This window comes from Mogibacterium sp. CM50, assembly GCF_000293155.1.
Lineage (GTDB): Bacteria > Bacillota > Clostridia > Peptostreptococcales > Anaerovoracaceae > Mogibacterium > Mogibacterium timidum.
On record NZ_ALNL01000041.1, the window covers coordinates 1 to 12,300 of the forward strand.

At 40.6% G+C, this 12,300-nt stretch carries 12 protein-coding genes and 1 pseudogene; 8 read left to right on the forward strand and 5 right to left on the reverse strand.

Annotation, left to right across the window (positions count from 1 at the left end):
- A partial coding sequence (locus tag HMPREF1152_RS06460; protein ID WP_039883761.1) for an EF-Tu/IF-2/RF-3 family GTPase occupies nt 1-753 on the forward strand: 753 nt, incomplete at its 5' end.
- 161 nt (nt 754-914) lie between these two features.
- Here the strand turns inward: HMPREF1152_RS06460 and HMPREF1152_RS06465 are convergent.
- Genes HMPREF1152_RS06465 through HMPREF1152_RS10010 form a run of 4 tightly spaced genes read right to left on the reverse strand, consistent with a single transcriptional unit; the run spans nt 915 to nt 3,515 of the window.
- Complete coding sequence (locus HMPREF1152_RS06465; RefSeq protein ID WP_009644396.1) at nt 915-1,454, reverse strand: 2-oxoacid:acceptor oxidoreductase family protein; 540 nt, start codon at nt 1,452-1,454, stop codon at nt 915-917.
- Nucleotides 1,451-2,188 carry a thiamine pyrophosphate-dependent enzyme gene (locus HMPREF1152_RS06470; protein WP_009644387.1) on the reverse strand — a complete coding sequence of 246 codons (738 nt, stop codon included), beginning with the start codon at nt 2,186-2,188 and terminating at the stop codon, nt 1,451-1,453. The genes HMPREF1152_RS06465 and HMPREF1152_RS06470 overlap by 4 nt, the downstream gene beginning before the upstream one ends.
- Nucleotides 2,178-3,251, reverse strand: a complete 1,074-nt coding sequence (locus HMPREF1152_RS06475) for a 3-methyl-2-oxobutanoate dehydrogenase subunit beta (protein ID WP_156791980.1) — start codon at nt 3,249-3,251, stop codon at nt 2,178-2,180. Before HMPREF1152_RS06475 ends, HMPREF1152_RS06470 begins: the two co-directional genes overlap by 11 nt.
- A gap of 48 nt (nt 3,252-3,299) precedes the next feature.
- A complete protein-coding gene (locus HMPREF1152_RS10010) occupies nt 3,300-3,515 on the reverse strand; it encodes a 4Fe-4S binding protein (RefSeq protein WP_083844344.1) in 216 nt (71 codons plus the stop codon).
- Nucleotides 3,516-3,746: 231 nt separating this feature from the next.
- Between HMPREF1152_RS10010 and HMPREF1152_RS06480 the strand changes: the two genes are divergently transcribed.
- The 3 genes from HMPREF1152_RS06480 to HMPREF1152_RS06490 are packed head-to-tail and all read left to right on the forward strand — an operon-like array spanning nt 3,747 to nt 8,377.
- Entirely contained in the window at nt 3,747-4,898 is a 1,152-nt protein-coding gene (locus HMPREF1152_RS06480) for a Glu/Leu/Phe/Val dehydrogenase dimerization domain-containing protein (protein ID WP_009644392.1), read from the forward strand.
- 39 nt (nt 4,899-4,937) lie between these two features.
- The gene (locus HMPREF1152_RS06485) at nt 4,938-7,061 is read left to right on the forward strand and encodes an acetate--CoA ligase family protein (RefSeq protein ID WP_009644445.1); all 2,124 of its coding nucleotides are present in this window, start codon (nt 4,938-4,940) and stop codon (nt 7,059-7,061) included.
- 44 nt (nt 7,062-7,105) lie between these two features.
- On the forward strand, nt 7,106-8,377 hold the full coding sequence (locus HMPREF1152_RS06490) for an MFS transporter (RefSeq protein WP_009644431.1): 1,272 nt from the start codon (nt 7,106-7,108) through the stop codon (nt 8,375-8,377).
- A gap of 64 nt (nt 8,378-8,441) precedes the next feature.
- On the opposite strand, the gene HMPREF1152_RS06495 is transcribed toward HMPREF1152_RS06490, so the two are convergent.
- Nucleotides 8,442-9,083, reverse strand: coding sequence for a GntR family transcriptional regulator (locus tag HMPREF1152_RS06495; protein ID WP_009644386.1), 642 nt, complete (start codon nt 9,081-9,083; stop codon nt 8,442-8,444).
- A 209-nt stretch (nt 9,084-9,292) separates the two neighbouring features.
- Here HMPREF1152_RS06495 and HMPREF1152_RS09355 point away from each other — a divergent pair.
- The 4 genes and pseudogenes from HMPREF1152_RS09355 to HMPREF1152_RS06520 all read left to right on the forward strand — a co-directional run bounded on the left by HMPREF1152_RS09355 (nt 9,293) and on the right by HMPREF1152_RS06520 (nt 12,283).
- Nucleotides 9,293-9,992, forward strand: a pseudogene (locus HMPREF1152_RS09355) (DUF3114 domain-containing protein).
- Nucleotides 9,970-10,356, forward strand: coding sequence for a hypothetical protein (locus tag HMPREF1152_RS06510; protein WP_036381324.1), 387 nt, complete (start codon nt 9,970-9,972; stop codon nt 10,354-10,356). Before HMPREF1152_RS09355 ends, HMPREF1152_RS06510 begins: the two are co-directional and overlap by 23 nt.
- Before the next feature lie 431 nt (nt 10,357-10,787).
- Entirely contained in the window at nt 10,788-11,321 is a 534-nt protein-coding gene (locus tag HMPREF1152_RS06515) for a gamma carbonic anhydrase family protein (RefSeq protein WP_009644435.1), read from the forward strand.
- Nucleotides 11,322-12,016: 695 nt separating this feature from the next.
- Nucleotides 12,017-12,283: a YdbC family protein gene (locus HMPREF1152_RS06520; protein WP_009644446.1), complete on the forward strand. Its 267-nt coding sequence runs from the start codon at nt 12,017-12,019 to the stop codon at nt 12,281-12,283.
- Nucleotides 12,284-12,300 lie beyond the last annotated feature (17 nt).

Here is a 12,300-nt window from a genome sequence, read left to right on the forward strand (position 1 = left end):
CTGGATCTCGTAGAGATGGAGGTAAGAGAGCTTCTTGACGAGTATGAGTTCCCCGGAGATGACACACCGATCGTGAGAGGATCGGCACTCAAGGCACTGGAGGATCCGGAAGGCGAGTGGGGAGATAAGATTCTCGAGCTTATGGAGGCAGTAGATACATACATTCCTGAGCCACAGAGAGCAAACGACCAGGCATTCCTGATGCCGATCGAGGACGTATTCTCGATCACGGGACGTGGAACGGTAGCAACAGGAAGAGTAGAGAGAGGAATGCTCAAGGTTGGGGACGAGGTAGAGCTCGTAGGACTGACAGAAGAGAAGAGAAAGGTAGTAGTAACCGGAGTAGAGATGTTCAAGAAGACTCTTGATCAGGCTGAGACGGGAGACAACATCGGAGCACTGCTGAGAGGTGTACAGAGAGACGAAATCGAAAGAGGACAGGTACTCTCGAAGCCGGGAACAATTCACCCGCACACAAAGTTCAAGGGACAGGTATACGTACTCAAGAAGGAAGAGGGTGGAAGACACACACCATTCTTCAACGGATACAGACCACAGTTCTACCTGAGAACAACAGACGTAACAGGAGATCTGCAGCTGCCTGAAGGAACAGAGATGTGCATGCCGGGAGATAACGTAGTAATGGAGATTTCTCTAATTACACCAATCGCTATCGAAGAGGGACTGCGTTTCGCTATCAGAGAAGGCGGAAGAACAGTAGGCTCCGGCGTAGTAACGGAGATCATCGAGTAATCCCGATATAGGGGAAAGACCGCCAAAAGAGTAAAGAGTAAAAAGTACGGCTGTCGCACAAAATGTGTGACAGCCGTACTTTTTGTCAGAATATTCTTGCAGTGGAGAGGTGCCCCCTGCATTCGGTATCGGATATATCGGTTAATATGGGAGCGTCAGCTTTAGACAAAATCATACCCCGCTTTTAATGCTGCAGTATTTTTAGCGGTAAAAGCGGACTTCCCTTTATCGCTAAAATATTTAGTCATAGCATCGTTATATGCATCAAAAGATAAAATATGAGTCTTTTTCAACATAGCGCCGATCATTGCTATGTTAGCGCCCTTCGGATTATTAACTTCCGCAGCAAGAGCTTCGGTATCAACCTTTGTTACGTTAATATCCTCTCTATATTCCCTGTCATCAGGAACAAGCGAGGCATTAACAAAAAGATGACCGCCGCATTTGATTTGACCTTCAAACTTTGTAATTGCAGGTTCATTCAAAGTAACAAGTATGTCTATGTTTTTTACATATGGGCTCGCAATTTCACTGTCGCTCGCTTTAACCATGCAGTTGGCTGTTCCCCCTCGCATCTCCGAACCGTAAGACGGGTACCAAGTGATATTTTTACCGCTACGGTGAAAAGCATATGCCATCAGCATACCTGTAGTTAACACGCCCTGACCACCGAAGCCGGAGCAAATTATCTCAATATTCATACTTTTTCACCATCCTTTATAAACTCTCCCAACGGATAAACCCCTTTAACAACATTCTTCATATGATGAATTGCATCTATAGGAGTAACATTCCAGTTTGTAGGACATGGAGATAGGATTTCGATTAATGAAAAGCCTTTGTTATCCATCTGATTTTTAATCCCCTTGGCAATATAGGCTTTGGTTTTTCGTATATCTGAAGGGGTATCAACACTTCCTCTTGCAAGATATGCTATTTTATAGGGCTTAAGAGCCTCGGTAATATCAAATGGAGGACCGCTTCTTTTGATATCCCTGCCTGATGGAGAAGATGTTGTTTTTTGCCCTTCAAGAGTAGTAGGTGCCATTTGTCCTCCAGTCATTCCGAACACCTGGTTGTTCACCACAATTACCGTTATGTTTTCATTCCTTATCGCACTCCACACTGTGTGAGACATACCTATTGAATATGCTGCACCATCGCCGTGATATGCTGTAACCAGGTTTGATTTTCTGGCACGCTTAACCCCGGAAGCTGTAGGAAGAACTCTTCCATGAGCGGCTCCTACGAAATCCGCATTTGTGGAGTACATTAAAAGCGAGCAACAAGCTACGTCTACAACGGTAACTGAATTTTCTTCATAGCCCATCTCTACAATGTTTTCAAATAGCAGACGTCCAATAATGCCATGACCGCAACCCGGGCAAAATGACGTATTTCCCTGCATAATTAAGTCAGGTGCCTTAAGGTTCATAAACTAACACCTCCTCTGCATCATCGTTTAAAATCTTCTTTGCAATATCCTCTGTGACGCTGCTTTCAGGTACATCAACGGAGCTTAAATATGCGTATATCGGCAGTCTCCCTTTTGTTGCCACTACTACATCGGATTTTAACTGTGCTGATATACTCATTTCCACAAGTAATATTCCCTTGCAGTGATCGGATAGATGCTCAAAGGCTTTGGCAGGAAACGGTGTGGCTGTTTTTAATCTAATTAAACCAAGCTTAACGCCGTCTTTACGTGCGGATTGTACAGCCTCTTTACAAATCCTTGAACTGATTCCGTACGCAACGGCTACGATATCGGCATCTTCAACCTGAACTGATTCCCAACGTTGCTCATTTTCAGAAATCAATTTGATTTTATCTGCATAGATTTTTTCGTAGCCATAATAAGCTCCTTCGCAGAAATATGATACGTTAGTGATCTTTTTTCCGACTGTATTATTACTGCAGCCTTTTACAGTCCAATCAAATTTGTCAATATCATGTTCTCTCATTTCAGGGAGAACCACACCCTCCATCATTTGACCTATTGCAGCATCTGATAGAATTAATACAGGATGTCGATATTTTTCTGCGAGATCATATGCAAGCAGGACGAAATCTACTGTCTCCTGAACAGATGCAGGTGTAAGAGTGATCACTATTGTGTCACCGTGACCATTCCCTTTTGTTGCTAATTCGTAGTCGCTTTGGCTTTGAAAAATATCTCCGAGTCCGCTACCCAGTCTGGCAACATCTACGATAACTGCCGGAAGATCTGCAGCAACCAGATAAGATATTCCTTCCTGGAGCAACGAAAAACCGGGACCTGCAGAGGTTGTCAAAACACGAGCCCCTGTCGCACTCGCTCCATATATCATATTGATTCCGGATAATTCATCTTCTGTCTGTATAAACTCACCTTCAACCTCCAACATACGCCAGGACATGTATTCCAGTATCTCCGTTTGAGGTGTTATAGGATATCCGCTGTAGAACCTGCAACCGGAGCGTATCGCAGCTTCAGCGAGAGCTTCGTTTCCTTTCATAATAACAGAGTTGCCTGTATTGCTCATAAATAATTCACCCTCCACATATCATATTGCTTTTTTAATAACGGTTAGTGCGTAATCAGGGCAAACGACGTAACATGTGCCGCAGCTTACACATTTCTCTTGATTGATTGATATCATCTCGTAACCGTTTTCGTTTGTTTGTCCCGATAAGGAAATCGCTTTTGTAGGACAATTATGGAGACAATACAAACAACCTTTACAACGAGATGAATCATAGTATACTTTTTGTTCAATCATTTAAATCTCCTTTCTCTGTCTTGCAACCAAATATAATTAATATATGTATACATATATTAGGTGTTTTTAGCAAACATGTTAAAAACAAAGGGATACAAGTCGAAATATCATGAATAATAGCGGCTATAAAATTAAAATCAAAGATTTTAATTTATGTTGACTATAGTTTAATGCAAGTATACAATAAAAGCAACCATTAAAGCGTTAATTGTTTGGACAGGAGGAGCAACCATGAAAGAATTAAAACCTTATGTGACTGTTGAATGGAATGATACCGAATCTGATGCTAAAGGATGGTTGTGTGCTTTTAATTTTGTTAACCATTATTGTGGCGGTGGTACGAGAATGCATCCTACCGTGACAAAAGAAGAAGTTGAGAGACTTGCTACTACAATGGGCTATAAGTATAAAGCATGCGAATCTTTGACAACAGGCGGTTGCAAAGGAGGCATTGTATATGATTACAAAAAGCCTGATGCAAAGGATGTACTCAGAAGATATATCCAAGCGATGGCTCCTTATATTAAAGCAGGAGTATCGTTGGGTGGCGATTTGGGTGTTGATTATGCGGATGTTCTGGAGATCTTTGATGATATGGGCATCGGACTTCCGGCTACACATGAGATGAGAAATAATCCCAAAATCCAACAGGGAATTAAGGATCATGACTATCTGTGCGGTCAGAAATATGACGGTTTTCTGATGTACGATATGATAACCGGATACGGCTGCGCAGCAGGACTTGATGAAGCTTGGAAGGCTATGGGTAACGACAAGCCGGGAAGCGTTGTTGTTCAGGGCTTTGGTTGCGTTGGAGCATCAATGTGCAATTCTCTCGATAAGATGGGGTACAAAATAGTGGGAATTGCGGATGCCAATGGATTGGTTGAATGCCAAAGCGGACTTGATGTCAAAAAACTGATAGCTGGCAGGATGCCAAAGGGAGAACTGAATAAGAACGATTTTGAAGATAACTATATTTGGAGAAAAAACTCAGAGTGGCTTGATGTTGAATGCGATATTTTAGTGCCTGCCGCATTAGAGGATGTGATCAATGAAGACAATGTAGATCAAGTAAAGGCACAGCTTATTGTTGAAGCTGCGAATATTCCGGTGACTGAAGAAGCGGAAAAAATTCTGGAGTCGCGAGGTGTAAATATCGCGGTTGATTTCATAGTTAATCTGGGGGGAATAAGAATTTATGAGGTTTCTGTATTCGGGCTTGTGGAATGCAAACCGGAGCTGATCGTGAAAGACACAGAAGATTTGGTAAGAAAAGATATCAGAATTGTATATGAAAAAGCGAAGGCCGAAGGGAAGACTGCCAGAGAGGTTGCTCGTGAACTTTTCAGACCTGATACTTTTGACACGCCTGATATTTAGGGTTTAAAAGCGTTAAATGCGGTAGACAAGGGGTGTGATATGAGTATCGACAAATTGTTAAGGCCTAAGAGAGTAGCCGTGATAGGTGCAAGTGAACAAGAGGGCTTCGGAGGTGATACCTGTCGAAATATAATAGACATTATGGATAAAGACAGGTATTACTTTGTTAATCCAAACAGAGATCATGTTCTCGGTATAAAGTGCTACCATTCCGTGGAAGAGATTCCAAATAATATAGATTTGGCTGTCATTTGCACACCGATGAGAACAGTGGAAGACATTATTAAAAGCTGTGCAAAAAAAGGTGCGGGAGGCGCTGTAGTATACGCAAGCGGCTACAGCGAAGTAGGAACGGCTGAAGGCAAAAGGGCGGAGGACAGCCTCAAGAAGCTATGCGATGAACTGGACGTTTCTCTTATGGGACCAAATTGTGCTGGCTTTATAAACTATATTGACGAGGTGAGTTCCTTTGCCTTTATTTCAAACAAAAGAGATAGACGTGGGCACGTTGGTTTTATTTCTCAAAGCGGACAATTAGTATTGAGCATGATGGACAGGCCTGGAACCGGTTTTTCTTATGTTATTTCGGCCGGTAACAGTAAACTCGTTACTATGGACGATTATCTTGACTTCCTGGTGGATGATGAGGAAACAAGAGTTATAGCTATGTATTTGGAGGGTGTTAAGAATCCTTATACATTTGTGAAGGCTTTAAAAAAGGCAAGAGTAAAAAATAAACCTGTGGTCATATTAAAAACAGGGAAATCGAGAAAAGCTCAGGAAATCGCGGCATCGCATACCGGAAGTCTGTCGGGAAGCGATAATGTATTTGATGCGCTTTTTGAAAAGTACGGGGTAATCAGAGTTGATGATTTAGAAGAATTAACCTCTACATCTCAGGCCATTGCGTGTTTAAAGGATATGCCGAAGGGACATAAGCTGGCTTCCATCAGTCTTTCCGGCGGAGAGACCGGGATATGTGCCGACTTAGGAGAAATTTACGGTGTAGAATATGCGGATTTATCACAGAAGACAATGGACGATATAAAGGAGATTATTCCGCCTTATGCAGATCCCAACAATCCCCTCGATATAACTGCAACTCTGTCATATGACATTGGAAAGTTTTCCAAAGCACTGGAAATTTTGATGAAAGATCCAGAGGTTGCGATGGTGGCGATTGGTTATACGCTCCTTGATAAGATTGCAGATAACGCTATTTACTATATGTACGAGTCGATGAAAATAGTATCAGGGAATACGTGGACGAAGCCGATGGTCATGGTTCCTTTTGTTGAAATGTCGAGGAATATCGAGTATGTAAATAAGCTGAAGGGGATCCACGTTCCGGTTCTACCGCCTGCCCAGTACGCATTTAAGATAATATCAAATATTTTGAGACTATCGCTCAGGCATCCTCAGGATTATGAATTCATCCCTGACGACGGTTTAAAAAAAGAATGGACGGCATCGGAGGAAAGGATTGCATTGTCCGAGTACGAGAGCAAAAAATATCTTGAAGCAAGGGGAATCAAGCTTGATCTATACGATTTAGCAAAAAGTGAAGATGAATCTGTTGAAATCTTTGACAGGATAAGGCGAATGACCAATAATCCGTCAGCTAAAGTTGCAGTTAAAATTGACAGCAGGGATATTTTGCATAAATCGGATATAGGTGGTGTAATTTTGAATCTTGATACTGGAGAAGCCGTCAGGCATGCGTATAGAACTGTTCTTGACAGAGCTGAGCGGGAATGCCCGGAAGCTGTGATCAACGGTGTTCAAGTCGTCCTGATGGCAGAACCGGGGGTTGAAATGATCATAGGAGTCAATAACGATAAGAGCTTTGGACCGACAATTCTGTGTGGGCTCGGCGGCATATTTGTCGAGCTGTTTAAGGATGTTTCTCTGTCTATCGCTCCTCTTTCAAGAAAAGAGGCAGAAAACATGCTATATAAACTTAAGTCTTTTAAATTACTTGATGGATATAGAGGGGCTCCTAAATGCAACATCGACGATATGATCGACGTTTTAATTAAGATTGCAGATCTTGCCTTCAGAGAGAGAGAGAGTTTGTTAGAGCTTGATATTAATCCTGTGTTTGTAAGAGAAGATGGCATAACTATTGCAGATGCATTGGTTGTGTGTAGAGGAATTCGCTGAAAGATAAAAGATATAAGTCGCAGAAGGAGGACATAGCGGTAGCTATGTATGATGCTATGAACACGAATAATAGTAGAGCACAAAAATATTTGAGTATAATGGCACTGGGATTTGCGGGAGGAAGTATTTATTTAATTCCATTTATAAGGTATGTTTTTTATACATGGCAAGCCGATGCCATGATGATTACGAATCAACAATTAGGGATTCTGAGCACGATGTACGCTATAGGTAATACCCTTCTTTACATACCCGGTGGAATTGTATCGGACAAGTTTTCTACAAAGAAATGTTTGTTGTTCTCGCTTATGTCGACAACAGTACTGACATTTATGTTTGCCATGAGGGTTAATTCTTATTCGTTGGCTTTGGTCATTTGGTTGTTATTCGCATTTACTACTACCTTTCTTTTTTGGTGCGCTTTGATGAAAACGATACGCATGTTAGGCAGTGAAAGTGAGCAGGGCTTTCTGTTCGGACTGTATTATATGGGTAACGGACTTTCGGGCGCACTGATTAACACGATTGCTCTAAAGTTCACATCGGAAGGAGCAAGTGCTGTAAGTAATTTTAAAGTGGGAGTATATGTGTATGGAGCTTCCACATTGGTTGCATTTATCTTGATATTCTTTTTCGTAAAGGATACGAGAGGGAGCGAAGAAGCGGAAGATGAAAAATTCAGATTCAATCAGGTTGGAGCCTTATTGAGAAATCCGGCGTTATGGTTGTTTTCAGCCATCGTATTTACCGGGTATGCGCTGTTTTCATCTGCAAGTTATTTGACCCCGTATTTAACTGATGTAGTTGGACTTTCACCTACGCAGTCCGGTTATTTATCCATTGTTCGTTCATATATTTTCTATATTTTTTCACCTATTAGCGGCATTATAGCGGATAAAGTCTTCAAATCTACAAGCAAATGGTTTATGTTGTTGTACGTGATATTAACCTTGCTATATATAGGAATTATTTTGATTCCATCTTCTGTAAGTTCAGGTTTCATAGGCTTATATTCTTTGCTTCCGGGACTGTTCGGATTGGCGTTATATGGCATAATATTTTCAGTTGCCAGCGAAGCAAAAATACCGGTTGCATTAATGGGAACGGCAGTGGGAATTGTATCAATCGTAGGTTACTCATCGGACTTCTTTGCGCCGGCTTTATTCGGAAGATGGATTGACAATGCTGAGAAAGCGGGGAGCTTGACGCTGGGATATAATAAAATATTTATATTCTTAGCGATATGTTGTATTGTAGGATTAGTTGCTTCCGCATTGATATTCAGAAATACCAAAAGAAAAGCGAAAGAATGCTAATTGATATCAAAGGGTGTCTTGAAATTGGTTTTTAGACACCCTTTTGCGATTTGCGTAGCACCCGCTAAATCATGTCGGTATGTGCTGCATCCCAATGATTTTTCACCAGAAAATTTCTTAATTCCATCGTTTTCTTTTGTTTGATCAGACTTAATATCTCTCTATGCTGTGCGTTTAATTCTCTCAATACCGAAAACAGTTTATCACCCTCGGTTGAATGATAAAGATAAGTTGGAATACTTGATTTAACATATTCTAATATTTTGATCAGTGCATAATTATCGCATTTGTTTACATAGACATTGTGGAAAGCCTCTTGATGAGAGTTGTAGCTTTCGAATTTTCTATATTTTATGTCAATATCCATCAGATCAATATATTCGTTCATAAGAAGATAATCCTCTTCTTTTAAATTATCCAGAGAAAGCATAGCTGCATTTGCATCAAGTATTGCAATTACATAGTATGTGTCCAGTTTAGTTTTTATATCAAACTCCCTAACTTTATACCCTTTTTGAGGGACCTTGTCGAGCAGGTGACTTGCCGAAAGATGAATTAATGCTTCTCTTACAGGTGTTCTGCTTACATTGAGTTCTTCACATATTTTCGATTCTGAAATTATAGTATTCTCATCATATACGCAATTTCTTATTCTGGTAAGAATTTCATTCTCTATATACTCTTTTGTGGAAATCGAAGTATTCACTCTAGTTTTCCTCATAATAAAATAAATTTCCTATACATCTACGCACGCATTCTAGCATATCTTTGTGTCTAAATCAATTTATACAATTCACAATTCGTTTCTTTATTAAAGAATGTGTAAGATCCTTTGTTAATATCAATAAATAGAAGTATGTGGTAAAATCATAGATAAATCAGCTTAGGGCAGTGGCAGGAAAGATATCCAAAGCCATGAGTTCTGATGATAAATTCTGGCGCAGCCTGGCAGGGACTGTAGAAACTGCCTTTTATCCGAGCGGGATGAAAGGCAACTTAGGCAAGCAGATTCATCTGTTCAGGTACATAATATCTTATCAGCAAGCAAAGTATATAGTGGATAACTACAAGGGCCGAACAGATGAAGAAAAGCTGATCAACTATAATAGTAAAAGAAAAAATCTGGAACTGGACAGCAGAAGAATCTGCAAGACTGCATCAAAAAGCGTACTACGATTCTGAAAAAGGAAAATTTATTTATCCAGAGGGTCACAGCACCACAAATGGAGGAATAAACCTCAAAGTTGTAACAAATGATAGATTTCGTTCTGAGTTTATCATTAATGGCGATGGGAAATTTCTCACTCTTTTGGACGAAGATGCTACACAGGATGGCAAGGTCAACTGCTCAAGTTTCAATTATGCACGTCATAATGATGATGTTCATAAGATTCTTGATGTTGAATCGTCAACCCCTAGCTTTGAACCTCAGTTTAGAGAGGAATCTCGTTATCAGCATGATAAAAATGGAAATAGAATAAAAGATAGTGATGGTAAAGAAACGAAGTTTGAGGTCTCAAAAGAGGTTAGTAAACAATATTATAATATAGATTGGGAGAAACGTGTAATTAACTTTGAAGCGAGGTGTAGTCATGGTAAGACTAACAGAACATAAAAAAGCAATTGTCGTTTGTATAATCCTGATTTTTATAATTACCACTATGGTGGACGTTATGTTACCAAAAAGAACTACTGAAATAAAGAAAAACACTGTATATATGAGTGGTGTGTATCTAGAATATCCTGACAAAGATGATCCAAGATATTACCTTGAGTTTAAAGATGACAATACATATGTATTAATGTACGATGATAGCAGACGTCGTGAAGAGAATTATAATGAAGACGGTGATGGTAGCCATCCTCGTATATGGATATACTTTGGCAAATATGAGGTAAAGAACAATAATTATCTTATTAAACCAACAGAAAGTGGGATGGTAGGATTTAAAGATACTGCTAATGTAAAAAAATTATAATTAACAGTTATGGCTGCAGAAATTATAAAAATGATAAGAGTATAAAAGGAAGAATCATATTTAAAACCAAGAAAGGACATTATATATTGGGGGTGCCAAATGATAGCAGATCATCGTATAGAAGAGATACGCCTTATTCCATGCTCTACAATAAATCCGACATAAAGAAACTCCCTAGCTCCGTAGAAGAGTTCCGAAAGCAGTTCAAAATGGATAAGAAAGCAGAACAGGACCTCTTAAAGCGGCAAAGTAGCTAACATATTTATTATGGGAAGTTTGGCAGAAAGTTTCATATACTATGAGCTTTCTGTTCAAATTTAGGACTGACGAGCGTAAGGAAAGTCTCGAGATGCTTGAGAGGAGCTGGGAACTCGAGAGCAGCTTCGGTGACGGGCGATAATCTTAGATGATTGGAAAGAGGGCTATGTAATATGGATAATAAGGAAATAAAAAAACTGGGACTCTATGATGACAGTGTGTTTATCGCAGATGGCGTTCAATTAAGTGATCCGGAGGATATAAAACTCGGTGAGAATGTAAATATCTGGTATAATTCCGTTCTTCGCTCTAGCGGTAAGGAGATTGCGATCGGTGCGAGAACCAACATTCAGGACGGCTCTGTTGTGCACGTCTCGAATACCGGCGGGACCTGTATCGGCCATGACGTTACAGTCGGACACATGGCGCTTATCCATGGATGCACAATTGGCAACTCAACACTTATAGGAATGGGAGCAATAATCATGAATGACGCTCACATTGGCAGCGAATGTATCATCGGAGCTGGATCGCTTGTGACGCAGGGGATGGTAATTCCTGATGGGATGCTCGCTGTGGGACGTCCTGCAAAGGTGATAAGAGAGCTTACCGGAGAGGAGCGTGCAAGCCTTCCGGGTGAAGCAGCCTCATACGTCGAAGCAGCACGCGCAGAGCAAAGCAATGCCCGCGAGCGTGAGATCAGGTAAGACAGGAAGTCTTCAATCGCGGCTGCGGAAGGTGCGACATTACCACTGTTAAAAATCGGTTGAAAGCTACCTGTAGGAATCCACAATTTTACCATGAAAATAAAGTTGTGTCACTCGCACCGTCCCGACTTTCCGAAAACCATCGCGATTTTCGTGCAAATCTCGCCACAATATACCGGTGTGCAGGTAGAGAAAATCTACACCTCAATACGCAAAAAAAAGACTCCTATGTGTCATTCGGAACAAAAAATGTGCGTTTCATGACATGAGCAAACCTTTTCCAGCACACTTATGCTACTATCAAAACGTAATAAGTGTGTTAAATATAAATATCGCCATAAGGCGCTGAGGACCTCGCTCTGTGCAGAGGCCCTTTTAATTTTTTGATTTGAATCTGATATTTCGGTAAGAAAATTTTAAGAAGTGCAGCTACAAACAGATATAATAAAATGGTTTATCTGTACATAACCCTGCACTCTTTATAAAGCGAGTCCGGTTTAAAACCGTACCATTTAATCAATAAAATTCAACCGTAATTTCGCGAATTTTTTGCATCATAATTTCTTCACTAATAGTGCGCGCATCGTCATAAAAGGTGCATTTCTTGCATTGTTGAGCAACCGATAGAGTCATATAATTTGCCTACAAATAAGTGAGGTGCAGCTGCACCGTGTATAAATGGAAGGAGTTTTAGAATGGCAACTAATAGTGAAAGAAGTGTAACGTACAAGATTTTGGATCACATCGGAGTGCTCGCAACCTACAAAAACAATTGGAGCAAGGAACTCAACCTTATCCAATGGAATGACCGAAGTCCCAAGTTTGATATTCGCGACTGGGATGCCGAGCACGAGCATATGAGCAGAGGTATTACTTTACATGAAGATGAAGCGAGGGAGTTATCCAAGCTCCTTGGGGCGCGTTTTGAAGATATGGCACCGGTCAACAGTGAAGGTAACTAGGTTTTCAGACTTGAGGT